Source organism: Streptomyces lacaronensis (genome assembly GCF_047337785.1).
Classification (GTDB): Bacteria; Actinomycetota; Actinomycetes; order Streptomycetales; family Streptomycetaceae; genus Streptomyces; species Streptomyces lycopersici.
Genome location: NZ_JBLHDK010000003.1, coordinates 9,602,433 through 9,626,382, shown reverse-complemented (window position 1 = coordinate 9,626,382; position 23,950 = coordinate 9,602,433). Strand labels below are relative to the sequence as shown.

Genomic DNA, 23,950 nt, shown 5'->3' with positions numbered 1-23,950 from the left:
GCGCTGGTGTCTTGCCGTACGGACAGCCGCAGCGAGTGCCGCCGAAGAAGCCGTATGGCATTTCTGATCCACAGGAAGTTGCCGCCGGAAGGTGCGAAACCCGAGTTACTCACGTCCCGCGGCGAAATGGTGCCCCTGGCGTGCGGGATATCCTCGCCGATCAAGACTCGCCGGTCGGCTGTTCGACCGAGATTTATTGTTGGGTTGGGTTTGCTGGTCGTGGTTGGTGTTTCTGGAACACCTCAGCCCGGATCCACCGGCTTGATTCCGGGTTGATCGTTTCGGGGTCGTGCAGGCCGTGTTGGGGCTGAGTTGCGGATTCGGGCATGGGGTGGCCGCTGGTCTGCCCAGCTCTTCCACTTTGTCCACAGGTCTCGGGCCCTTTCGGGCAGGCCGGTCAGGGAGCGTCAGAGGGCCGGCGGTGCATGCACCGTGCTGAACAGCCGGGTGAAGTCCTCGCTCCAGGGCCGGCGTTCGGGCAGGTGCAGGGTGAGGCGGCGGGCGGAGCGGGCCAGGCGGGCGGGCACGTTGATCAGGCGGTCACCGATGGTGGCGGTGGTCGCCCTGGCATGGCACGCGGAGGCCAGGGCACCGGCGGCGCGGGTCAGGTTGTGTGCCAGGGCCGCCAGGGCGAGCCACGCGGCATTGGCCTGGAGATGACCGGACGGCGCGTGGGCGAAGCCGCTGTTCGTGACATCGGCGATCACCTGCTCGACGACAGCGTGCCGGCGGTGATCACGCTCGGCATCCCTCAAGGCGAGCGGGGAGTCGGTGAACGCGGCGTGGTAGCGCCAGGTGTCGAAGAGCGTGCCCTGCCCGGCCGGGACGGTACCGGCGCTCAGGCGCTTGACGCGGCGCACGATCAGTCGGGCGGTGACCTTGCCCGATCCTGTTGCCCATTGTGGCTATGCGGTGAGGGTGTGCTCGAGTCGGGTGAGGTGGCTGGTGCGGGGTGCGGTCCAGGGGGCGGTCGTTCCACCAGGCATTCAGGCGGATCAGGTTGAGTGCGACGGCAGAGCAGATGTGTTCAAGACGGGTCTTCGCCAGGCCGCGGTAGCGTGCCCGGCGTGTGCCGGTGACAGCGGTGGCCTGCCGGATGGTGCCCTCGATGCCGGACCGGAGGGCGTAGTCGGTTCCAGTCCCTGGTCTTCTGCTGGGTTCGGGCATGCCGGAGTGCCTCGGTCATCTGCCGGGGAAGGAGGGAGAGTTGACGCCGGTTCTTCTTCGCGGTGGTGCACTGGGGTTTGAAGGGGCAGGGGATGCAGTCGAGGGCGGCGAAGGTGACCCACGGTCTTGGGGACACCTTCGCTCACGACCGGATTCCAGGTGGCACTGGTATGTCCGGCGGGGCAGGTGGCCTTCGGCGGTGGCGTAGCCGGAGTCGAGATAGTGCTCATCGGGGAGCCGGTCACGTTGCTGGAGCGTGTGGTGGACGGCGTCGAGAGCAACCGGTTCAGATCCCGCACCGCCGCGACCACATGGGTGGAGTCCGTGCGCTGCTTGCCTCCTACGGCCAGCAGGCCTTGATCGACCAACCTGGCCACCAACAAGTCCAGCACCTTCCCTTCCAGACCATGGGCGGCAACCCGGGTGCGCAACTGGGAGAGGACACTGAAGTCGAAACCGGGATCCCCCAGGCCCAGCCCGAGCGCGTAGGACCACGAGAGCTTGTCCCGCACCGCCTCGGCCGCCTGCCGGCCGGTCAGGTTCCCGGCCATCTGCAGCACCGTGACCAGTGCCAAGCGGCCCGGTGACCAGCCACGCGGCCCCGTTACCGCGAACGCCTCTGCGAACTCGGCATCCGCGAACAACTCACCGAGCCGATCACGTACCGCGACCGGCAGCGGCACCTGACGCCCCGAGTACTTCGCCCGCACCGCCCGAGCCACCTCCGGCACCGGCTCCGGCCACGACCGCGGCTCCATCGACACTGGGCTCGTTGAGCAGTCCGCCAAGTACCTGTCGGCGCCTAGATGGCACCACGCCGCCGGGCAGCCGGTTCATGGACGATATGCACGAAAGACCGATGGAAGTCTTGGGGCGCCTCTTGCTCCGTTCCGTTCCTCCCCCTGGGTGGCGCGCTTCCCGGCGCGACCGGCTCGGGCTCGAAACGCGTACCGGTCGGGTGCGGCGAGTGGTGCCAGGCACTCGGGGCGGCGGCACTGGCCAGGAGCGCCGCCGCCCAGCGCGGCGGTCAGGCAGAGCCGCGGCGTCCAGGCTTACTGGGCACGGCAGGTCCTGAGGTAGCTGAGGAACGATGCCTGCAGCCCAGTCACGTGCGTTTCGTGCATGCCGGAGCCCCGGGAGACAGTGCGCACTCGCCACCATCAACATGAACGAGGGATTCTGGCTGTGCTCCAGGGTCATCGGCGTGCCGCCGCTCACCGTGCGGGTCGGGGCCCCGGTGTGTCTGACAGAAGGCATCGAGTCCGGCCCTCAGGCACTCCTCTTCCGCCTCTGCGAGCCCCCACAGCCTCCGTGGCGATGAAGGTCGAGGCAGCACGCCCACTCGCTCCAGCGACGTCTGGGGTGTGTACGTCCCCCACCACACCTTCTGACCTTGAGCTCGGCCCCGCAGGCCATTGCCCATCACCTCTGGAGTGCCTCCGATGATCCCTGCCTGCCACCTGCCACGCCGCCCCCCGCTGCCGACCGATTCGTTCCTGCCAAGAACGTTGAGCCGCAATGACGTAACGGTGCCTCCAGGCGCCGGTCTGACGGCCCCGCTTCACCAACCGGCCACCCTCATTCCGGGTTCCCCGGTGCGGATGGCAGTACCGTTCCCGCTCGGAAACTCATTCACAGCTGCCTCGGCAACCGGGTTCTCGCTCACCACCTGGCACGCCACCAGCGCCAACGCTCAGAAGGGAGCCAAGCAGTGAGCACCGAGCCCGCGCAGCCGACCGACATCGAGATTCCAGACCGTCACACCACCGCGGGGAAGCTCGCGGACCTGCAGCGCCGCATCGAAGAAGCGACCCACGCCGGATCCGCGCGCGCGGTGGAGAAGCAGCACGCCAAGGGCAAGCTGACCGCCCGCGAACGCATCGACCTCCTCCTGGACGAGGGGTCCTTCACCGAGCTCGACGAGTTCGCCCGGCACCGGTCGACCAACTTCGGCATCGACCAGAACCGGCCCTACGGGGACGGGGTCGTGACCGGCTACGGCACGGTCGACGGCCGCCCGGTGGCCGTGTTCTCCCAGGACTTCACGGTCTTCGGCGGGGCGCTCGGGGAGGTGTTCGGCGAGAAGATCGTCAAGGTCATGGACTTCGCGCTGAAGACCGGCTGCCCGGTCGTCGGCATCAACGACTCCGGTGGCGCCCGCATCCAGGAGGGTGTGGTCTCCCTCGGCATGTACGGCGAGATCTTCCGCCGCAACACCCATGCCTCCGGGGTGATCCCGCAGATCAGCCTGGTCGTGGGCCCGTGCGCGGGCGGGGCGGTCTACTCCCCGGCGATCACCGACTTCACGGTGATGGTCGACCAGACATCGCACATGTTCATCACCGGGCCGGATGTGATCAAGACGGTCACGGGTGAGGACGTCGGCTTCGAGGCGCTGGGCGGCGCCCGGACCCACAACACCACCTCCGGTGTCGCGCACTACATGGCCGGGGACGAGAAGGACGGCATCGAGTACGTCAAGGCGCTGCTGTCCTACCTCCCCTCCAACAACCTCTCCGAGCCCCCGGCCTTCCCCGACGAGGCCGATCTGGAGGTCTCGGACGAGGACCGGGAGATGGACACCCTGATCCCGGACTCGGCGAACCAGCCGTACGACGTGCGCAAGGCCATCGAGCACGTGCTGGACGACAACGAGTTCATGGAGACGCAGGCGCTCTTCGCGCCCAACATCATCACCGGCTTCGGCCAGGCCTGCCCATCGCCATCAAGGCCGCCTTCGGCGGCGGCGGCCGCGGCCTGAAGGTCGCCCGCACCATGGAGGAAGTGCCCGAGCTCTACGACTCCGCCGTCCGCGAGGCCGTGGCCGCCTTCGGCCGCGGCGAATGCTTCGTCGAGCGCTACCTGGACAAGCCCCGCCACGTCGAGACCCAGTGCCTGGCCGACACCCACGGCAACGTCGTCGTGGTCTCCACCCGCGACTGCTCCCTCCAGCGCCGCCACCAGAAACTCGTCGAAGAGGCCCCCGCCCCCTTCCTCACCGAAGACCAGAACGCCCAGCTCTACGCCGCCTCCAAGGCCATCCTCAAAGAGGCCGGCTACGTCGGCGCGGGCACGGTGGAGTTCCTGGTCGGCAACGACGGCACCATCTCCTTCCTGGAGGTCAACACCCGGCTCCAGGTGGAGCACCCGGTCACCGAAGAGGTCACCGGCATCGACCTGGTCCGCGAGATGTTCCGTATCGCCGACGGCGAGGCCATCGGCTACGACGATCCGCCGATGCGGGGGCATTCGTTCGAGTTCCGCATCAACGGCGAGGACCCGGGCCGCAACTTCCTGCCCGCCCCGGGCACCGTGACCTCCTTCGCCCCGCCCGCCGGCCCCGGTGTGCGGCTGGACGCGGGCGTGGAGTCCGGCAGCGTCATCGGGCCCGCGTGGGACTCCCTGCTGGCCAAGCTGATCGTCACCGGCGCCACCCGCACACAAGCCCTCCAGCGCGCGGCCCGCGCCCTGGCGGAGTTCCAGGTCGAGGGCATGGCGACCGCGATCCCGTTCCACCAGGCGGTGGTCAAGGACCCGGCGTTCACCAGCGAGCCCTTCACCATCCACACCCGCTGGATCGAGACCGAGTTCAACAACACCATCGCCCCGTTCACCCCGACCGGCGCGGACGAGACCGAGGAGCCCACCGGCCGGGAGACGGTCGTCGTCGAGGTCGGCGGCAAACGGCTTGAGGTCTCGCTGCCCGCCTCCCTGGGCGTGGCCACCGCCCCGGCGGGCGGCTCGAAGAAGCCGAAGCGCAAGGCGGTCAAGAAGTCCGGCTCCGCCGCCTCCGGTGACACCCTGGCCTCCCCGATGCAGGGCACCATCGTCAAGGTCGCCGTGGGCGAGGGCGACACCGTGGCCGAGGGCGATATCAAGGACTGACAGGAATGATCGCTGTGGCTCCACTCGGAGGTAAGCCCCAGGATTGACTGGCGCTTCCGCTGCCCTCGGCAGGATTAGCCGACCGCCCGGCGGGACCACGACGCGTCGCCGGTCAGGCATCTGTGACTTCCGAGTACGTGCCGTCAGAGCTCGCGAAGCTCGCCCTTGACCGCCTCCACCAGCCGCAGGTGACACGTCTGCCGCGCGACCGCACGCTGCCGCGCGGGGTGGACGCCGGGGGCCTGGTCAGGGCGTGGGCTATTGGATTTCCGCCCATCGAGTGGTCCCGCTTTGGTAGGTCGTGGTTCCGGAGCAGGCGGACAGTGCGGCGACGATGGCGCTCCCGCGGCCGCTCTCCTCGGGCTGCCGAGGACTGCCGCCGTGGTGGCGCAGCAGCGCCGGGCCCGCGTCAGTGACCTCGATGCGGACAGCACACGCAGCCCGGCCACCCTGCCGGGACAAGCACAGCGACGCAGGGGGAAGCGCGTGAACGACCGCATTGGTGATCAGTTCGGAGATGACCAGGAGCGCATCGTCCGCAAGGTCCGAGGGGATGCGCCACTGTTGCATGGCGCGGGCGGCGCGTCGGCGGACGGCGGCAAGACCTTCTGGGATGTGAGGCAGAGGGAAGACCACATCTGTCCGAGCGGATGAGACTGTCTCAAGGCTGTTGCTGAGGTTCACGGGCAGGTCGTGATTCATGGTGCTGTCCTGGGGGTGTTCCCGGTGGGGCGGGGGACGGCGAGGCCGGAGAGGAACGTCTCGGGCGCGGTGTGGCGGCGCCAGGCCACCGGGAATCCGGCGGGGGTAGCCCCTCAGTCATGACGATGACGTCCGGTACCGACTCTTCCGTCGTTATCGACGACTAACGTTATGGGTGATTCACATTCAACGTATGTCCTGGTATCAGCGGAGTCAAGACACAGACGAAAAGGAAAAAAGTTACCGGCTGCTCACCTAGGCCGAGTCGTCAAGACGCCCACCCGCGCCACCGCGATCAACGCATTCGCCGCGTCGAAACCCATGCACGCCAGGCGGACCAAGGCGGGTGGCGACCTACATCACGTACAGATGTCAGACATTCGGTGTTAGGGTCGCCTTATGAAAGATCTTCGTGCGCCGCGCCGCGTCGCGAGCTTGTCGGCGCAACTGGTGGACACCCTTCGTGAGCAGATCACATCCGGCGCATGGCCTGTAGGGATGCGGATTCCGGCGGAACATGATCTGGTCGAGCAACTCGGTGTCGGGCGTACGACGGTGCGCGAGGCGCTCGGCGCGCTGGTGCATCTGGGCCTGCTGGAGGCTCGGAAGGGTGACGGGACGTACGTCCGGACATCGAGCGAAATGCACTCGGTACTGATGAGACGTGCCAACACCTCGAGGCGGAGCGACGTGCTGGAACTGCGCGCCGTGCTGGAAGAGTACGCCTCGGGCTTGGCCGCGTTGCGGCGTACCGAAGACGACCTGAATCGCCTGCGGCACCTCCTCGACGAAGCCGAGGCGACAGCGGATTCACCGGAGATGGCCGCCATCGCGGAGATCGATACCCGCTTCCACCAGGCCGTGGTGAGTGCCAGCGGGAACACCCTTCTTACCGAGGTGTACGACGTCCTCAGCATCGCGGTCACCGAACAGATCGGCGGCACGCTCTGGCCCAGCACGACGGCCGCAGAGCACAGCCTTCTGCACAGGCGTCTCGTTGAGGCGATCGCTGCCCAAGACGAGGTCGGTGCACGCTACTGCGCCACCGAGATCGTGAAGCTCACCGAGACCGGAACGGAACGACAGAAGTGACCACCTCGAGGGACTCCCGCGCCGGCCTCACCACGGCTACGAAGGCCGACCGGATCGCAACCCCGAAGACGCCGGTTACTACGCCCGCCCTTTCGGCCGGCCTCTTGATCGCGATCCTTTTGGTGGCGGCCAACCTACGCGTGACCTTGACGGGTGTGGGCACACTGTTGCCGGCCATCGAGCACGACACCGGGCTGACTGCGTCAGAGGGTGGCGTACTGAGCACCCTGCCGCTGTTTGTGTTTGCTGTGACTTCGCCCTTTGTCGGACGCACCTCGCACCGGGTCGGCACCACCCGCCTCCTCGTGGCCGCCCTCGCAGTGCTGGCAGCGGGCACCGTGATCCGGTCCTTGCCTTCGCTTGCCTGTTTGTTCGTCGGAACCGTGATCCTCTCGGTGGCGATCGCGGTTGGCAACGTCCTGCTGCCTACGGTGATCCGCACCCACGTGCCCGGCTCGCGGGTTCATACCGTCAGCGCTCTCTACGTCACCGCTATGGGAATGGTCGCTGCTCTGTCGTCCGGCATCTCCGTCCCGCTTGCCGAGGTCCTACCTGGAACCTGGCATTCCGCCCTGGCCTGGGGAGTAGTCGTCGCCGTCGCCGCTCTCGCCGTGTGGCTGCCTCGGCTACGCGGGTCCCGGCCGGACGGCGGCGTGCGGTCTCGTGGGACACACGCTCGAACCCCATGGCGATCCTGGCTGGCGTGGCAGGTGTCCTTCTTCATGGGCCTGCAATCCCTTGCCTTCTACACCGCCGTCGCTTGGCTGCCCAGCATCCTCAGTCAGCAGGGCATGAGCACCACAGCTGCCGGCTGGATGCTGTTCTACTACCAGCTCGTCGCACTGGTCACGAGCATGTTGCTGCCTTTGATCACTCGGGGCCGCCACGACCAGCGCTTCGCTGCGGCCGCGGGCTCAGCGATCGTCGCCGCAGGCTTCGCGCTTCTGCTCCTCTTTCCAGCGCTCGCACTCGCGGCGTGCACTCTTCTCGGGTTGGGCGCCGGTGTCTGTCTCGTGCTCGCCCTGAGCTTCCAAAGCCAACGTGCCACTGGTCCCAGCGAGACCACAGCCCTGGCCGGGATGGCTCAGTCCATCGGCTATCTCGTCGCCGCGGCCGGACCCCTCCTTCTGGGCGTCCTCCACGACACCACCGGCAGCTGGACTGGTGCTCTCCTTCTCCTCACCGCATTGAGCCTGGTCATGGCCGCTGCCGGTTATGGCGCTGGACGCGACCGCCACGTTCGCACCCGGCCTGACCGCGAGACAGACTAACGCCGTCCAGAACGCATCGGACCGGATGCAGAGAACGCGGAGTCAACCTCCCTGAGCCGCTGGGGGAAAACTACAGCTCAGCAGGCACCCTCCTCCCCCGTCAGCCACCGAAGCGACTAACGAGCCATCATCGCCCCTGCGGACAGTCCATGATGGCAAGGCACTCAAGGGAAGCACGTCCTGGGAGGGTACTGATTATCAGATACCAGGGAACTCAGTTCCCTCTTGGAGACCATCGGTAGGTGCTTCCACCCAGGCATCTTCGAGGCGTTGGACGGTCTGCCACATCGGCGTGCTGCTTCTGGCGACCAGGATGAGCGATTCCCCCGTATCACCCCAAGTGCGGTGGACGAGTCTCAGAGCCTGGTCCACCCCGATGGCCACGTCGCCCCCGGGCGCCGGAGCGCAGCCAGGCGCGAAGACCGCATCGCTCGGCATACATGCGCATGACCAGCCGGGCCGCTCCGCAGGCACGGCCCACGGGATCGGGGTCCTGGGCGCCCTGCTCCAAGTAGTCGACCATCTACGCCAGAGCCCGTTCGTGGTCTTGCCGAACTTCGACCTGTACTGCCCGTCCGAGGAGCACGACATGCTCCGTGACGCCATCCGCTCGCTCGCCGAGGCGAAGATCGCGCCCCACGCCGCCGCGGTGGACGAGGAGGCCCGCTTCCCGCAGGAGGCCCTCGATGCCCTCGTCGCGAATGACCTGCACGCGGTGCACGTGCCCGAGGAGTACGGCGGGGCGGGCGCGGACGCCCTCGCCACCGTGATCGTGATCGAGAAGGTGGCGCGGTCTGTGTCTCCGCGCTCCTGATCCCGACCGTGAACAAGCTGGGCTCTCTGCCCGTCATCCTCTCCGGCCCCGACGCGGCCGGCATGAAGACCAAGGCGGTCCGCGACGGCGACCACTGGGTGCTCAACGGCGTCAAGCGCTGGATCACCAACGCGGGCGTCTCCGGTGCGCGCGGTAGGCGTCGTAGGCTGTGGACTCCCGGCCAAGTGGTGGGCCTGCACTTTTTCCATCTCGTGCCGGTCCGCAATCTGGGTGAACCGGTCCCATCCCTGGTGAGACTTGCCGGAAGGCCCAGATGCCGTTGCCGGAGCCTGGTGCGCCCAGCCATCCCTCGATGGATGCTTTGCGACGTTCTTGCCGGTCAGGTCTCCCCGGACGCCAAAGGACACTCCGCTCTGGGCATACGCCCGCCGCCGCCATTTGTGGTGGTGGAAGACGTGCTGGCGGCTACTCGCCGTCGTCCTCGCGCTCGAGGGCTTCCAGCGCCCGCCGCGTGACCTCGTCCACCGGGCCTTGGGAGGAGATCGTGACCGCCAGGCCCTGGGTCTTGTAGTACTCGATGATCGGCTCGGTCTGCGTGTGGTAGACCTCGAGCCGCTTGCGGACGGTCTCCTCGGAGTCGTCGTCGCGCTGGTAGAGCTCACCGCCGCAGACGTCGCACACGCCCTGCTTCTTCGGCGGGCTGTACGACACGTGGAACACGTGTGCCGACCGGCTGCGGCAGATGCGCCGGCCGGCGATGCGCTTGATGACCTCTCCCTCGGGGACTTCGAGGTCAAGAACCGCGTCCAGCTTGATGGCCTCGGTCGTCAGCAGCTCGTCGAGCGCCTCGGCCTGCGAGACATTGCGCGGGAAACCGTCGAGCAGGAAGCCGTCCTCGGCATCCGGCTGTTGCATGCGGTCCTTCGCCATCGCGATGGTGAGCTCGTCGGGGACGAGGTTGCCGGCGTCCATGGAGACCTTCGCGAGTTTCCCGAGCTCGGTCTGCCGACTGATGTTGGCCCGGAACAGATCGCCCGTAGAGATGTGCGGGATCGACAGCTTCCCGGCCAGGCGTGTGGCCTGAGTGCCCTTTCCAGCACCCGGCGGCCCGACGAGGACGATGCGCATCAGCGGAGGAACCCTTCGTCATTGCGCTGCTGGAGCTCATCGGCGACGGAGGCGCTTGCCGACGGCTTGGAGACGACCTCGCCGATCCTGCCACCCACGGCCAGATACGGACGACTGGCTGACGGTGCGGCTGGTCGGGGAACGGCCGGAGCCCCGGACCACTTTCGTTCGATTCCGCTCAGAGCCTTCATCACATGTCCAATCGTCTGGGTGGAGCGTCTGCTCGGCTCGCCGTGGGAAGGGTCGACAGGTTGGTTGCGACCGTCCAGCGGCACGGCGCGGCTTGTCAGGGCGGGTGCCGCACCGTGCCGCCGGACGGAGTGGGTGGGGAGCTGTTGCCCCATGGAGGGTGGTGCGGGTCGGCTGCACCGGGACCGTCCGGCGGCACGTCTTTTCGGCAAGACAGGGGCGTGCCGCCGGACGGGGTATGAGAGGCGAATCCCCTGCACGCAGAGGCTGCCGGGCTCTCGCTCAATCGATGAGGTCGAGGGCGGTGGTGACGATGCTGTCCGTGTCGATGCGGTGGTAGCGGTAGACGTCCTCGATCGCCCCGGACTGGCCGAACCGGGTCACGCCGAGGGTACTGACGGGAACGTTCTGGATCGTGCTCAGGAAAGCCAAGGTGTGGGGATGCCCGTCCAGGACGGTGACCAGCGGGGTGGCCCGGTCGAGGGGGAAGACCTGGTCGAGGATCCAGGCCGGGTCATCCGACAGGCCGCGACGGGCCTGGAGCGCGCGGAAGAGTAGGTCCGGGCTGGTCACGCATACCACGTCGGCGCCGTGGCCGATGGCGGCGAGCCGGTCGGCGGCGGCCAGGGCCTCCGGGACCAAAGCGCCCATCGCGGCGAGTGTCACCACGGGCTTCTCGTGCTGCCGCAGCCGGTAGGCCCCGGCGGTCACCTGCCGGCGACGGCGTTCGCGAGCGGCCGGGTCGCTGGGCACCGCGGCTGTCCACTGGTCGATGGGTCGGGTCGACAGTCGCAGATAGGCCGACCTGCCCCCTGGACTGGCCAAGTTGCCGAGTGCGGTGAGCAGGCACCATTCGGTGTCGATGGCGAACGCCGGCTCATAGGTGACGCAGCCGGGCTGTTCGATGCCCAGCGAGGGGGTGGTGATCGACTGATGCGCACCGCCCTCCGGGGCGAGGGTGACCCCGGAGGGGGTGCCGACCAGGATCGACTGGCCACCGGCGTAGATGCCGAACGACCAAGGCTCCAGTGCCCGGTTGACGAAGGGGTCGTAGACGACGCCGATCGGCAGCAACGGCTGGCCCCACCGGCTCCAGGTGGCGCCCAGCTCGCCGAGGAGACCGACCAGGTTGGTCTCCGCGATGCCCAGCTCCACGTGCTGACCGGCCGGCTGCTCGCGCCAGTGCAGGATGGTCTCGGCGTCGTCGGCGAACCAGTCGGTGCGCTCGGTGGGCGACCACACGCCCACCTTGTTGAGCCAGCCGCCCAGGTTGGTGGAGGAGCTGACGTCCGGGCTGACGGTGACGATCCGGGCGGCCGCCTCCGGCGCCCGCCGGGTGAGATCCAGCAGGACGCGGCCGAGCGCCTGCTGAGTGTTCCCGATGCCGGTGGGGGCCGGGCGCGCCAGGTCGGCGGGGACGGCAGGGGGCTCTTGGGGCGCCTGTTCGGGGCGGCGCAGCCGCTGGGCGGCCGCCGCGCACAGGGCCGCTTCCGCCGAACCCTCACCGAAACGCGTCCACGGGTCGTCGAGATCGGTTCCCAGGCGGTCGGCCAGCGCACTCATCTGGTCGGCTGTCAGGAGCGAGGAGTGGTTCTGCGGGTGGCCCTCGGTGGGGAGCCCGTAGCCCTTGACCGTGTAGGCGAAGATCACGGTCGGGCGGGTGTCGTCGACACCGGCGAACGCATCCGACAGCGCGCCGATGTCGTGGCCGCCCAGGTTGCGCAGCGCCGCCAGGAGCGAGGCGTCGTCCAGGGGGGCGATGAGGTCGGCGATCGGCCCGGCGGTCGAGCCGGTGCCGGGCAAGCGCTCGCGCAGCTCGTCGGCGGAGCAGCGCAGCAGGCGCTGGTATTCGGGGTTGCCCATGGCATCGATACGAGCGCGCAGGGCCTCGCCGCCGGGCCGGGTGAACAACTCCTGCAGGAGATTCCCGTACTTGAGGGAGATCACCTGCCACCCGGCCGCGGCGAACATACCCTGCAACTTGTCCGCGGCGATGCCGGGGATGACTCGGTCGAGGGACTGCCGGTTGAGGTCGACGACCCACACCACTTCGCCCAGGCCCGGCACCATCGGATCCTGGATGGCCTCCCAGATCGCGCCTTCGTCCAGCTCGGCATCGCCGAGCAGGGAGTACTGGCGCCCCTTCCCGGCACCGCCGAAGCGCCCCTCCACGTAGCGCCGGGCGAGAGCGCCCCACAGGGGAGCGGTGGCGCCGATACCGACCGAACCGGTGGAGTAGTCGACCGGGTCGGGGTCCTTGGAACGACTGGGGTAGCTCTGCAGACCGCCGAAGGCGCGCAGCGTGGTCAGGTAGGACTCGTCCAGCTCGCCCAGCAGGTAGTTGATGGCGTGCAACACCGGTGAGGCATGAGGCTTGACCGACACCCGGTCCTCGGCAGTCAGCGCGTGAAACCACAGCGCCGTCATGATCGAGGTCATCGAGGCGCTGGACGCCTGGTGACCGCCCACCTTCAGCCCCGAAGGGTTCGGCCGTACCCGGTTGGCGTGATCGATGATCGCGGTGGACAGCCACCGCACCCGCTGTTCGACCGACTCCAGCGCAACAAGCTCCTCCGCCTGGGCAGGACCGCCGTTGCCGCCGGCCGACTTCAGTTCCGCCACCATCACAGACCACCTCCGTATTCGGCACCACGCCTTAGGGATTTCGCGTTATGCTCCGTCAGGAGACGGATAACTCCGCGACTGCACAGGATGTGCCTTTTAGATCGAGCATTCTGCTTGAATTCGGGCCACCTGATCGGCTGACCCAGGGCGCTGGACCGGTTCGCACCGGCCTTAGGACGCGACCCCATCACGCGCCTTGGCTGACGGCAGAGAGCCGACTGCTCGCAGGACGTCTGTCAGCCATGCGACCTGCCCATCGAACTGCGACAGCCTCCAAGGCCATACCCACCGGTATGTCTTGTGCTCCCAGTTGAGAGTGAGCCGACGTTGACTGGTGCGGGCCAAAAAAGTGTGCACGGTCCAGTCCGGCCCGCCACGTGGGTCGGCGAGACGCAGCGTGGGGCCCGCAGTCAGCTGCTCCAGAGCGCGGGCGGGGAGCAGAGTCTCCTCCCAGATCTCCTGGATGGCTTGCCGTACCGGGTCGCTGTCAGCGTCCAGATATCCGGTGATGCAGTGCCACAAGCCTGCGTCATGCTGGACAGATCCACTGCGCTTGAACAACCCGACGCGCCCTCGCCACATGAGGACGACGGCGACCACCTGCCGCAGGCCCTGGCGTTTCTGATCGCCCACCGGACGCTCTGCCGCGTGGAAGCACGCGGTTTGACACTCCCCGACGACGTCCTCGCGTGCCACCGGTCCGCTCCCGTCGTTCACCGGATGCGGCTCTCGCTCCCGGCCCATGCCTTGTCCCGCAACACGAACTTCTGAATCTTCCCGGTGGAGGTCTTCGGCAGCTCGGTGAACGTGACCGACTTCGGCGCTTTGAACCGGGCCAGCCTGCCCTTCACATGCTCGATGATCTCCGCCTCGGTGGCCGTGGCGCCTTCCCGCAGGCTCACATAGGCGGCAGGGACCTCACCCCAGCGCTCGTCCGGCACCGCGATCACCGCCGCCTCCAGTACCGCCGGATGATCCATGATCGCCTGCTCCACCTCGACCGAGGCGATGTTCTCCCCACCCGAGATGATCACGTCCTTCGAGCGGTCACGCAGCTCCACGTACCCGTCGGGGTGCAGGATGCCGATGTCCCCGGTCCGGAACCATCCGTCCGGCACCGCTGCCAGGGTGGCCTCCGGGTCGTCGAGGTAGCCGAGCATGAGGTTGTTGCCCCGCAGCGCGATCTGCCCCGTGGTGACACCGTCCGCGGGGACGTCCGTGCCGTCGTCCGCGATCACCCGCGGCACGCACGAGATCATGTTCCCGACGCCCTGGCGCGCCTTGAGCCGCCCTTGTGCCGCGGCGTCGCGGTCGTTCCACTCCGGGCGCCAGTCGCACAGCATCGCTGGGCCGTACGTCTCGGTCAGCCCGTACAGGTGCGTGACCTCGAACCCCAGCTCCGCCATCCGCCGCAGGATCGCCGGTGACGGCGGCGCCCCACCGGTGGCGATCCGCACCGTGCGGTCCAGTGGTGCGGCCTCTTGGGCGTAGGCGATCATCGACAGCACCGTCGGCGCCCCGTTGAGGTGCGTGACGCCCTTCTCCCGGAGCAGTCGCCAGATCTCCGCCGGATTCACCTTTGGCAGGCAGACGTGCGTCCCAGCCGCCGCGGTCACCGCCCACGGGAATGTCCATCCGTTGCAGTGGAACATCGGCAGCGTCCACAGGTGCACGCTCGACGGCGTCAGTCCGGTGTGCCCCACCATCGCCACGGCCTGGAGGAACGCGCCCCGGTGGTGGTACATCACGCCCTTCGGGCGGCCCGTGGTCCCCGAGGTGTAGTTGATCGACAGCAGCGCCCGTTCGTCGGTCGGGGTCAGGTGCAGCGGCTCCGCCGCGGCCAGCAGATCCTCGTATTCCCGCCCCGCCCTGATCCGGTGCGGTGGGGCGGCCAGCCGGGCGAGGGCCTCGTCCACCAACGCGTCGAACGACGGGTCGTGGATCAGCACGGCCGCCTTGGAGTGCTCCAGGATGTAGGCGACCTCGCCCACCGACAGCCGGGTGTTCACCGCGACCAGCGGCACCCCCGCCCACACCACCCCGTAGTGCGCCTCCAGCGACACATGCGTGTTCGGCGCCAGCACCGCCACCGGACGCCCCCCGGCCAACGGTGCCAGCCCGCCCGCCAACCGCTGACACCGATCACGCAGCTCCGCATAGGTCCACCGGGACCGCCCATCCAACACCGCGACCCGACCCCCATGCGCCGCCGCCGCACGATCCAGATACGACGTCGGGGTCAACGGCTCGAAGGACAAGGAGCCCGGGTCGCGGGTCATCGCACCGCTCCGTGCGCCGGGACGCCGGTTGTGATCTGGAGGACGCCGTTGTCGTGGCGTTCGGTGAGGACGTTGCCGGTGCCGTGGTTGTAGAGGTCGGTCATCGGCTGGTCTCCTTGTGGTGGCTGGGGTTGTGCGTGTCGTTGAACTGGCGGAGTGCTTCTTCGTGGGCGGGGCGGGCGGCTCGGATCTGGGCGAGGATGTCGTCGGCCGAGCGCACGACGTTGCGGGGGTGCTTGAAGCGGGGGATGACGTACTTGCCGAAGAGTTCGATCGAGCGCATCAGCTGGTCGTGGGGCAGGCTGTCGACACGTAGGACGAGTGCTTCGACGCCCATGTCCGCGTATCGCTGTACGTGTTCGATGCAGTGCTCGGGGTCGCCGACCATGAAGCCCTGGGAGCGTTCGAACATGTACTCTTCGTCGTTGAAGTCGATGTCCTTGACAGCGCCCATGTAGGCGTAGTCCTTCGACAGCTTCGACAGGCGCTCATATGCGTCGGTGGACAGCTTGGCCATCTCGAACAGGGGCTTCGCCTCGAGGCGGGCCTGGGCAGTGGTCTCGGCGCAGTGCATACCACCGGCGACCGCGACCATCTTGCGCGGCGTGATCGGGTAGGGGTGGTTGGTGGCGGCGAGAGTGTCGTCGTAGAGCTTCACCATGTTCTCGACGAGGTCGAACCCGAGGTAGAGGCCGCCCATGATGGCGCCGATACCCATCGAGGCGGCCGTCTCGACCGAGCTCGGGCTGCCGGCGGCAGCCGAAATGGGCGGGTAGGGACCCTGCAGGGGCTTGGGGACCAGGCTGCGCGGCGGAACCTTGTAGTGCTCGCCCACGTACGAGAACACGTCGTTGAGGAACGCGCTCCGGATCAGCTCGATGCCCTCACGCCACTGAGCCTTGTTCTCGGAAGGGTCCACCTCAAACGCGCGCAGGGCGAGCGTGGTGTTGCCGCGCCCGGTACCAAGCTCGACACGGCCGTTGGACAGGATGTCCTCGGTCGCCACACGCTCCGCGACGCGCAGCGCATGGTTCATCCGCGTCGGCAGCAGCGTCACCAGGTGGATGAACCGCATCCGGCTCGTCAGAGCCATCAGGTACGGGTAGAGCACCTCCGGAGCGGAGACCGAAGCCGTACCCAGAGCAACATGCTGCTCGGAACTACCGAAGGCATCGAAGCCAACCCGCTCCGCAAGCAGAACCTCCTCCACAAGCTCCCGGTAGCGGTGCTCATGCGTAAGCCCGACCGGGGTGTCCCCCTCAGACATGAGGATGAAGTCCATACTGACCCTTCCGTCAAATGTTATTGAGCGATAACGTAGGGCGTAGCCCAGCCCAGGTCAAGGCCCCAGGAAGAGCGACGGGCGTTACCTTGCGATAACAACAGAGGTCGACCGGGCGCGCACGGGAGGGGCCGCGACCAGAGCGACCCCGGTCACATCGCGACCGACAGCCACACAGGGCCGCACAGGCGACCGCGGACTGACGCGACTCCCGCTTCGTTATTGCGCACTAACGGATTCACCTCTCTATCCGGGAACTTGACCGTACCCAAGTCGCGTCATATGTTATTAGTCAATAACATTCGAGGAAGGATCGACATGGACGTCATCGTCATGACTGAGGGGGACATCCCGACCGGGCTCGCACGTGAGCACCGTTACCGAGGGCCGGTCGAGGAGGCGCCACTCGCGGCGCACGTCGACGTTGATGCCTTCGGCGGCTACCACGACCCCGCCGTCCGAGCTGTCCGCGAGGTGTGGAATGGCTGATCAAGTCCAGGGGCTGGACGCGGCTGCCTTCCGTTCGGCGTTGGCCCAATTCCCTGCCGGCGTGACGATCGTGACGACCCGAAGTGCCGGGGGCACCCCGCATGGGTTCACCGCGAGTTCCTTCGCGGCGCTGTCGCTCGATCCACCACTTGTTCTGGTGTGCCTGGACCAAGGAGCGGACTGCTTCCCAGCTTTTATAGCGGCTGAGCGGTTCGTCGTGAACATCGTGACGCCCGCGCATGCGAAGTTGGCCATGAGGTTCGCCACGAAGGGCGAGGACAAGTTCGCACACGGAAGCTTCGAGTCCGACGAGGGCGGACACCCGATACTGCCCGAAGCCGCGGCGGTCATCCGCTGCGAGCTGGAGCAAGCCATCCCCGGCGGAGATCACGTCATTCTCATCGGTCGTGTGCACGACGCGCGCGTAGGCAGCGGCAAGCCGGTGATGTGGTACCGCGGTGATTTCCTCCACCTCGGGCAGAGCGTTACATGACTGACATCGGACCCGGCTCGTCAGCTCCGGTGGATCGCACGAGTGGTTCATCCACGCGCGGCGCGCGGTGTGGTGGAACCCTCCGCTCGGGCCGTACTGCGGGGCCGTCCGGTGAGTGATTCCGTGGAGGTCGACCTCGTGAAGATCGGAAACGTGCTGCACCCGGTGGCCGACATCGACGCCGCCGTGCGCTTCTACGCCGACACCTTTGGCCTGGCCACGAAGTTCGTCGACGGCGACCGCTACGCCGCCCTCGACGCCGGCGGTACCACGTTGGCCCTGACCGGCCCTGCCGAGGACGTCACCGGTGGGGTGCCCGCGGCGTCGTTCAAGGTCCCCGACGTGACCTCGGCGCTCACCGCCCTCGTACAAGGCGGCGGATCCGTCGTCCGGGAGCCCGAGCAGGGCCCGCACGAGGTCCGGGCCGTGGCCCGGGACCCATGGGGCAACACCGTAGTGATCTACGGGCCGCGGTAGCGGTCAGTCCGGTAGCGGGTCGGCCTCCGCCGTGCCCCGGACCGAGACGCCATCTGATGCCCATGAGATTCCTGTTCGTGTCCCTCCCCGGCCGTCGGCCAGATCCTCGACCTTTCGCGCGCCGGAACAAGCCGCGTGTCCGACGCACCCATACGCGTCGGCCGAGTCACCCGCCCTCGAAGCCCGGAAGGTTTCCGTGCGCCCCGTCTTCTCCTCGCCCTCACCGGATCACTCACTGGCACCGGACCCATCGCTCGATGCCCTCCGACCGCGACACGGTGAAAGTCTCCGCGGAACCACGCGTCGTGCCCGACGTGCGTTCGTCGCCGCCAACGCCGTCCCTCTTGTCGTCGGCATCGCGCTGTCCTTGCTGACCGCCCTTCCCGCAGTTCACGTGTACGGACACATCCCCCTCGGCCTCGTCTGGGGCGTCCTGCAATGCGGCCTCTTCGTCGCCACCGTGTGGGTGTACGAGACGCGATGCACAGCCTGCGAACCCGTCGAGCGGCCCCGGACCTCCGACGTACCCCAGGCCGAGGCGCCGGGTGCGCCCCCCGTCGATGATCCCTGGCGGTGAAGCGGTGACCGTGCACATCGTGGGCGCAGGTGTACTCGACCCGATCGGTTCAGACGCCAGAGGCCCCGTGATCGTCGCCTTCCTGGTATTCATCGGGCTGTCTCTGCTGTGGCTTTTCACGCTTGCCTCGAGTCAGGAACACGAGCCGGAGAGGCTCTACCTCGCGGATCGGTCGCTCTCTCCGGTCTTCAACGGGTTCGCCATGGCGGGCGAGCAGATCACGGTCGTCACCCTGTTGGTGACGTCCGGGTTTATCGCTCTGTACGGCTACGACGGATTCAACATCGCCATCGACCTCATGCTCGCCCTCGGTGTACTGCTGCTCCTTGCTCAAAAAATACGCGACAGCGGGCTTTACACTCTCGGTGACCTCTTCTCCGTGCATGCCGCGGGGCGCGCGTCGCGGACTGCCGCGGCTCTGGTGACACTCGCGATCACCATTCCCCTTCTCATGGTCCAACTGCGGGCCACCGGCATCAGCGTGGCCCTCCTGATCGGCCGGTCGAACCATGGAACCCAAGTGGTCTGCACGGTGCTGATGGGGCTTCTCGTCGGTTTCTTCGCCGTCGTGGCAGATCTGCGAGGCACCAGCTTCATGCAAGTCGTCAAGGTGGTCGTCACCCTGATCACGCTTTCGCTGATCACGCTGCTGGCCCTCAGCAGATTCGAGTGGAACCCCGGGTATCTGCTCTCCGCGGCGGCGGAGAAGAGCGTGTCGCCGAGCGGATATCTGAGCCCCGGACTCTGGCCGCGCATCGCGAACCTCGGATCACTCAACGCGATCGGCGAACACATCGTCGTCATCCTCGGTACGGCCGTGCTGCCGAACCTGATCCTGCGGGTGAGCGCCTCCCGCACCGGGCGCTCGGCACGCCGGTCCATGAGCATTGCCTCGGGACTGGGTGCTGCCTTTGTCGTCCTCCTGAGTGCGGCAGGCTTCGCGGCCGCGGCCGTGGTGGGAGGCGACGTCATCCGAGCGGTTGACGAAGTTGGGCAGGGGTCCCCGATTCTGCTGGCTTCGGAAGTACTCCCGCACGGCTCAGTGGCGCGCGTCGCGCTCATCACGGCCATGGCGTCCGTGGCCTTCCTCGCCGCGCTCACGACCGTGTCAAGTGTGGCCTTCGCTGCCGCTGTCACTTTCGCGCGTGATGTGTTCCCTCAGGGCAAGGGCCCGCGCACCCGAACCGGAGAAGCGCGAGTACTGCGTCTGACCCTCGTCGCCCTGGTCGCCGTGAGTCTGTCGCTGTCCACAGCCATCAGCCGGTACCCGGTCGAGTCCCTGGTCATCTTCGCTCTCTGCGTTGCGGCCTCGAGTGTATTCCCGGCGCTGATCTACACTTTCTTCTGGCCCAAGTTCAATCGCCGGGGGCTTCTCTGGTCCGTCCACGGGGGACTGCTGCTGTCCCTCGTGCTCTCCTCACCCGTCGTCACCGGTACCGAGAACTCACTATGGCCGGAGTTGAGTTTCAACTGGTATCCGTACTACAACGCGGGCATGGTGTCCGTGCCGGCGGCACTCTTCCTCGGGTGGATCGGCAGCCTCACCTCACCAGAGAGTTCTCAACCGGTCGCCGGTGCGGTGCGTACGACGGGAAAGGACGTCGGGCGGAGGAGCACAGCCCGCCCGCGGACAGCACGCGGTCGGCATGCGGGCTGATTCGCCGCGGTCGTGGTATCCGCAGGCTCGACGATCTCCTGCACCCGGGCGGCTTCCGCGCGGGTGCAGGAGATCGTGGACCTGGCCGTCCGCTTAGGCGGGTAGCGGCTTCGACGCGGTCTTCGGCAGTCGCGCGACGGTGATCACTCCGATGAGCGTTACGGCGAGGATCCAGTAGACAGGGCTGGTTCTGCTTCCGGTGCCGGCCACGAGGGCAGCGGCGACGAGTGGCGTGATGCCGCCGATGATCACGCCCAGGTTGTAGCCGATCGCGATGCCTGAGTAGCGCACGCTTGCCGGAAACAGCTCCGTGGCCAACGGCCACGTAGGCACCTGCGCCCACCCGGTGAAGAACATGAAGACCAGATAGACGGCTCCGACGGCCCAGAGGTTGGTTGCCGCGATGAGGAGTGCGAAGACCGGCCAAGCGATGACGGCGAAGATGATGTAGGACGCCAGCAGGATGGGCTTGCGGTCGTAGCGATCCGTCAACTTGCCCGCCCATGGGTAGGTGAAGGTGGCCAGGGCGATGCACAACGCTGATGTCCAGGCGACGCCTGTGGCGGAGAATCCTTCCTCCTGCAGGAAGATGGCAAAGTAGGCAACGCCGAAGTAGCCGGTGCCGTTGAACGCGATAGCCAGGCCCGCCACACGGGCAACCGACAGCGGGTGGCTACGCAGAGCGGCCAGCATCGGGCTGCGCACGATCGCGGCCTTCTCCTTCAGCTCTTGGAATTGAGGCGACTCCTCGACCCGCAGCCGAGCCTGCAGACACACCACAGTGAGGACCAGCGAGAGGAGGAATGGAATCCGCCAGCCCCACGTTGCCATCTGGTCGGCCGGAACCAGCAGCCGGACCAGCCCTACGACGCCAGCGGCCACGGCGAACCCGAGAGTAGACCCCATGGAAACCGTCGATCCGTAGAAGCCCCGCTTGCCGGGCGGCGCCAGCTCGGCGATGTAGGTGGCAGCGCCACCGATCTCACCACCGGCAGCGAACCCTTGGGCGAGTCGCACAACGATGATTGCAATCGTCCCGGCGACTCCAATCTGTCCGTAGGTGGGCAGCAGGCCCATCACGCCGCACGCCACGCCCATCATCACGATCGTCGCGACGAGGGCTGTCCGGCGGCCGCGGCGGTCGCCGAGGCGGCTGAAGAACCAGCCACCGAGCGGACGGATGAGGTAGGACGACGCGAACACCGCGAGCGCGGACAGGGTCGAGACCGTCGGATTGTCGCTGGGGAAGAACAACGGTCCGATGGTGAGCGTCAGAAACCCATAGACACTGAAGTCGTAGTACTCGATCAGTGTCCCGACGCCGCCCGCCAGCGATGCACGCCGGGCGGACCTCAAGCTGATCGTCTTTTGGGAATGTTGTGCCGTCGTCACTGACTCTCCTTGTCACACCAGGATGGGAGATGCGCCGTTCGGCCGCCCTCGCCGCGCGAGGTCGACGCCGTCACGTTGCTCGGCGCGATCAGGGGGGGTGGGTCCTGACTGGACCCTTCCGTCGGGTCAGGCTCCGAGGCACTGTGGCGAGGTCGACAGTTGCCGGTGCCCGGTGCTGCCTCAGGGGGCTGAAGCCCCAATCTCTCTGGAATCGAGCGGCGCAGCCGTCAGGGCTACCTCGTCGGTGACTGCTGATTCGACGACTACGGGATGGCCATCGGAGATGGGACGCATTGATGGAGCGCCGCCGATCGCATGCCATACCTCGTGGGTCAGCAGGAACTGCGTACGCACACACTCGATGCACTTCGCATGTGCTGACTCTGACCCGTCGTACACAGACGCGCAATGCACTGATACGACTGGACTAATTCAAATTCCACAAGTATGGATGCAGAAGAGACATGATCTGGGAGTGACGCGCAAGAAAGGTCTGCGCCGCGGCGTCGGCTTGCACTGCTCGGCGCTGTTGTCGTGTCAGATCGGGAGCCTTCACTAATGCGACCGCGGCCGTAGGTGGTTCGCGATCACTGTGTCGTCATTCCCGCCGTACATTTCGTCGATCAGCGTAGCGAATGAATTCACTACCGCGTTCCGCTTGACCTTGCCTTTCGCGGTCCGCTCGCCGCGTTCGGCCTCGAGGGGCCGAGGCAGCACACGGAAGTCCTTCAGCCGTTGCGCGCGTGCGAGGTCCGTGTTGACTCGCCCGAGCTCGGCTCGCAGGCGTTCGGACAGCGCCGTCGTAGTCAGCGCCTTGGCCTGTGTGCTCGGCTCGAGCAGCACGGTGAGGCACTTGCGCGCGTCGCCCACGACGATTGCTTCGCTGATCAGTGAGCTCTCCTTCAGCCGGGTTTCGATCGGCTGCGGATTGATCGTTTTGCCGCCGCTGGTGATGATCACGTCCTTCTTTCGGCCGATGAGGCGGATCTCACCGTGCGCGGTACGCTCGATCAGGTCGCCGGTACGGAACCAGCCGTCCTGCAGAACGGCAGCTGTCTCCTTGGGGTTGCGCCAGTATTCGCGAAACAGCAATGGTGCGCGGACCAGCATTTCACCATCATGCGCGACCTCGACCTGGAAGCGTGGGTCCGGGAATTTTCGACCAATATATCCCGGGCGCGGAAACGTCTGGTCGAAATGAGCAACGGGGCAGCCGGCTGTTTCGGTGAGGCCATAGCATTCGCGGAGATCCAGCCCCCAGATCTGCCACAGCGCGATGACGTTCTCGGGCATCGCGGCAGAGGCGGTGAAAGCGACGCGCAGGCGGTCCAATCCGACGCTTGCCCGCAACGGCAGGAAGATACGGTGAAGCACTGCGGTGTATGCGATCCGCAGCAATACCGAGGGATGACCACCGGACCAACGGCGCTCGGCCATTCGGCGACCGACCCACATCGCGCCTTTGTAGGCGTACCGGCGCACCCGGGGCCAAGCCCGCGTTCGTGCGATCAGCTCGCCGGCGACCTTCTCGTAGAAGCGCGGGGGCCACAGCAGCGCCGTCGGTCGCACGGTGCGCAACGCGTCCTCGTAGTCCTCGATGCGGCAGTACGTCACCATGAGATGTGAGAGCAGCGGAGTGAAGATCAGCAGCAGCGCCGGCGCCACGTGGGCCAGCGGCAGGAAACCGACGATGTCCAGCTCACGGCTGTCGAGCTCCGGATAGAGGCCGACGACGGTCTGGACCGAGTGCTGAAGCGTACGGTGCGAGTGTGTGACGCCTTTCGGAGCTCCCGTGGAGCCCGACGTGTAGAAGAGAACGGCGGGGTCGTCGAGTGCCGTGGCAGCGACCATCTCGACCAGACGGTCGGATACGACGCTCGGATGCCGCGCCCCTTCTGTGCGCAGCTCCTCCCACGTTGTCCCGGTGGTTGCCCCAGGCAGCGCCGGCGGGGCGGTGTCCATGCCGACGACGAGCCGCAGCTTGGGTGTGCGGGCCGCGATCTCCGCCACCTTGTCGAGCTCCGTGGTTGCCTCGCCCATAAAGGCCACTGCCTCGCTGTGCGCCAGGATCTGCTCGATCTCGGCGGGCGAGTTGGTCGGGTAGACGCCCACCACCACGCCGCCGACACTCTGCACGGCCAGTGCGGCGAAGGCCCATTCGGGGCGTGCGCTGCTCATCACCGCGACGCGATCGCCGTGCCGCACGCCGTGGTCGACAAGGCCGAGCGCGATCTCGCGTACTCGATCTCGGTACGTCCGCCACGTGATCGCGTGCACAACCCCATCGCGCCAGTGGCGCAGCGCGACAATGTCGGGGTCGGAGCGCGCACGATCAAGCAACAGCTGCGGATGCGTCCGGATCGGTTCAAAATTCATCAGATCCATCGCACAGCCTCTCCGCGGATCCACGAGAGCTGACGAGCCGGGCTCGATACGTTTCATGTAACACCCTGCTCCGAGGTGGAGGAAA

15 protein-coding genes and 4 pseudogenes are annotated in these 23,950 nt (G+C 67.1%); 9 read left to right on the top strand and 10 right to left on the bottom strand.

All coding sequences use genetic code 11. The features are described from left to right. Positions 1-407 precede the first annotated feature (407 nt). Together ACMTAK_RS41995 and ACMTAK_RS52745 are read right to left on the bottom strand one after the other, a co-directional pair. Entirely contained in the window at positions 408-860 is a 453-nt protein-coding gene (locus ACMTAK_RS41995; protein ID WP_413810976.1) for a transposase, read from the bottom strand. 45 nt (positions 861-905) lie between these two features. Then, positions 906-1,925 (bottom strand): annotated as a pseudogene (locus tag ACMTAK_RS52745) (transposase). Positions 1,926-2,878: 953 nt separating this feature from the next. Between ACMTAK_RS52745 and ACMTAK_RS41980 the strand changes: the two are divergent. Both ACMTAK_RS41980 and ACMTAK_RS41975 read left to right on the top strand, forming a co-directional pair. Then, positions 2,879-3,877: pseudogene (locus ACMTAK_RS41980) on the top strand (acyl-CoA carboxylase subunit beta); the annotation flags it as partial. Next, positions 3,877-5,043: pseudogene (locus tag ACMTAK_RS41975) on the top strand (ATP-binding protein); the annotation flags it as partial. The pseudogenes ACMTAK_RS41980 and ACMTAK_RS41975, both read left to right, overlap by 1 nt. Positions 5,044-5,310: 267 nt before the next feature. Here ACMTAK_RS41975 and ACMTAK_RS41970 read toward each other — a convergent pair. Beyond that, positions 5,311-5,622: an ATP-binding protein gene (locus tag ACMTAK_RS41970; RefSeq protein ID WP_413813163.1), complete on the bottom strand. Its 312-nt coding sequence runs from the start codon at positions 5,620-5,622 to the stop codon at positions 5,311-5,313. A gap of 531 nt (positions 5,623-6,153) precedes the next feature. Here ACMTAK_RS41970 and ACMTAK_RS41965 point away from each other — a divergent pair. From ACMTAK_RS41965 to ACMTAK_RS41955, 3 genes and pseudogenes are all read left to right on the top strand, one after another. Then, positions 6,154-6,846, top strand: coding sequence for a FadR/GntR family transcriptional regulator (locus tag ACMTAK_RS41965; protein WP_413810975.1), 693 nt, complete (start codon positions 6,154-6,156; stop codon positions 6,844-6,846). Continuing rightward, positions 6,843-8,117: an MFS transporter gene (locus ACMTAK_RS41960; protein ID WP_413810974.1), complete on the top strand. Its 1,275-nt coding sequence runs from the start codon at positions 6,843-6,845 to the stop codon at positions 8,115-8,117. Before ACMTAK_RS41965 ends, ACMTAK_RS41960 begins: the two co-directional genes overlap by 4 nt. Before the next feature lie 589 nt (positions 8,118-8,706). Beyond that, positions 8,707-9,074, top strand: a pseudogene (locus tag ACMTAK_RS41955) (acyl-CoA dehydrogenase family protein); the annotation flags it as partial. A gap of 283 nt (positions 9,075-9,357) precedes the next feature. Here ACMTAK_RS41955 and ACMTAK_RS41950 read toward each other — a convergent pair. The 5 genes from ACMTAK_RS41950 to ACMTAK_RS41930 form a co-directional block, all read right to left on the bottom strand. After that, on the bottom strand, positions 9,358-10,020 hold the full coding sequence (locus ACMTAK_RS41950) for an adenylate kinase (RefSeq protein WP_413810973.1): 663 nt from the start codon (positions 10,018-10,020) through the stop codon (positions 9,358-9,360). A gap of 471 nt (positions 10,021-10,491) precedes the next feature. Next, positions 10,492-12,834 carry a transketolase-like TK C-terminal-containing protein gene (locus ACMTAK_RS41945; RefSeq protein WP_413810972.1) on the bottom strand — a complete coding sequence of 781 codons (2,343 nt, stop codon included), beginning with the start codon at positions 12,832-12,834 and terminating at the stop codon, positions 10,492-10,494. A 171-nt stretch (positions 12,835-13,005) separates the two neighbouring features. Continuing rightward, entirely contained in the window at positions 13,006-13,578 is a 573-nt protein-coding gene (locus ACMTAK_RS41940; RefSeq protein WP_413810971.1) for an NUDIX domain-containing protein, read from the bottom strand. Further along, entirely contained in the window at positions 13,548-15,113 is a 1,566-nt protein-coding gene (locus ACMTAK_RS41935) for an AMP-binding protein (protein WP_413810970.1), read from the bottom strand. Before ACMTAK_RS41935 ends, ACMTAK_RS41940 begins: the two co-directional genes overlap by 31 nt. 100 nt (positions 15,114-15,213) lie before the next feature. Next, entirely contained in the window at positions 15,214-16,395 is a 1,182-nt protein-coding gene (locus ACMTAK_RS41930; RefSeq protein ID WP_413810969.1) for an LLM class flavin-dependent oxidoreductase, read from the bottom strand. Between the two features lie 318 nt (positions 16,396-16,713). Between ACMTAK_RS41930 and ACMTAK_RS41925 the strand changes: the two genes are divergently transcribed. The 4 genes from ACMTAK_RS41925 to ACMTAK_RS41910 all read left to right on the top strand — a co-directional run bounded on the left by ACMTAK_RS41925 (position 16,714) and on the right by ACMTAK_RS41910 (position 20,088). Beyond that, positions 16,714-16,884, top strand: coding sequence for a hypothetical protein (locus ACMTAK_RS41925; protein WP_020867429.1), 171 nt, complete (start codon positions 16,714-16,716; stop codon positions 16,882-16,884). Then, positions 16,877-17,377 carry a flavin reductase family protein gene (locus tag ACMTAK_RS41920; protein ID WP_413810968.1) on the top strand — a complete coding sequence of 167 codons (501 nt, stop codon included), beginning with the start codon at positions 16,877-16,879 and terminating at the stop codon, positions 17,375-17,377. The genes ACMTAK_RS41925 and ACMTAK_RS41920 overlap by 8 nt, the downstream gene beginning before the upstream one ends. A 111-nt stretch (positions 17,378-17,488) precedes the next feature. After that, entirely contained in the window at positions 17,489-17,854 is a 366-nt protein-coding gene (locus ACMTAK_RS41915) for a VOC family protein (protein WP_051574088.1), read from the top strand. A gap of 581 nt (positions 17,855-18,435) precedes the next feature. Then, entirely contained in the window at positions 18,436-20,088 is a 1,653-nt protein-coding gene (locus ACMTAK_RS41910; protein WP_413810967.1) for a sodium:solute symporter family transporter, read from the top strand. Positions 20,089-20,181: 93 nt separating this feature from the next. Here the strand turns inward: ACMTAK_RS41910 and ACMTAK_RS41905 are convergent, their stop codons facing one another. Together ACMTAK_RS41905 and ACMTAK_RS41900 are read right to left on the bottom strand one after the other, a co-directional pair. Continuing rightward, positions 20,182-21,480 carry an MFS transporter gene (locus tag ACMTAK_RS41905; RefSeq protein ID WP_413810966.1) on the bottom strand — a complete coding sequence of 433 codons (1,299 nt, stop codon included), beginning with the start codon at positions 21,478-21,480 and terminating at the stop codon, positions 20,182-20,184. Positions 21,481-22,035: 555 nt separating this feature from the next. Further along, positions 22,036-23,865: an AMP-dependent synthetase/ligase gene (locus ACMTAK_RS41900; RefSeq protein WP_413810965.1), complete on the bottom strand. Its 1,830-nt coding sequence runs from the start codon at positions 23,863-23,865 to the stop codon at positions 22,036-22,038. Positions 23,866-23,950 lie beyond the last annotated feature (85 nt).

What these genes read in the sequence shown, in the direction of transcription:
- ACMTAK_RS41970 (WP_413813163.1), bottom strand. Translation starts at nt 5,622, where the DNA reads ATGCAACAGTGGCGCATCCCCTCGGACCTTGCGGACGATGCGCTCCTG.
- ACMTAK_RS41965 (WP_413810975.1), top strand. Translation starts at nt 6,154, where the DNA reads ATGAAAGATCTTCGTGCGCCGCGCCGCGTCGCGAGCTTGTCGGCGCAA.
- ACMTAK_RS41950 (WP_413810973.1), bottom strand. Translation starts at nt 10,020, where the DNA reads ATGCGCATCGTCCTCGTCGGGCCGCCGGGTGCTGGAAAGGGCACTCAG.
- ACMTAK_RS41945 (WP_413810972.1), bottom strand. Translation starts at nt 12,834, where the DNA reads ATGGTGGCGGAACTGAAGTCGGCCGGCGGCAACGGCGGTCCTGCCCAG.
- ACMTAK_RS41940 (WP_413810971.1), bottom strand. Translation starts at nt 13,578, where the DNA reads ATGGGCCGGGAGCGAGAGCCGCATCCGGTGAACGACGGGAGCGGACCG.
- ACMTAK_RS41935 (WP_413810970.1), bottom strand. Translation starts at nt 15,113, where the DNA reads ATGACCCGCGACCCGGGCTCCTTGTCCTTCGAGCCGTTGACCCCGACG.
- ACMTAK_RS41930 (WP_413810969.1), bottom strand. Translation starts at nt 16,395, where the DNA reads ATGGACTTCATCCTCATGTCTGAGGGGGACACCCCGGTCGGGCTTACG.
- ACMTAK_RS41925 (WP_020867429.1), top strand. Translation starts at nt 16,714, where the DNA reads ATGGACGTCATCGTCATGACTGAGGGGGACATCCCGACCGGGCTCGCA.
- ACMTAK_RS41920 (WP_413810968.1), top strand. Translation starts at nt 16,877, where the DNA reads ATGGCTGATCAAGTCCAGGGGCTGGACGCGGCTGCCTTCCGTTCGGCG.
- ACMTAK_RS41900 (WP_413810965.1), bottom strand. Translation starts at nt 23,865, where the DNA reads ATGGATCTGATGAATTTTGAACCGATCCGGACGCATCCGCAGCTGTTG.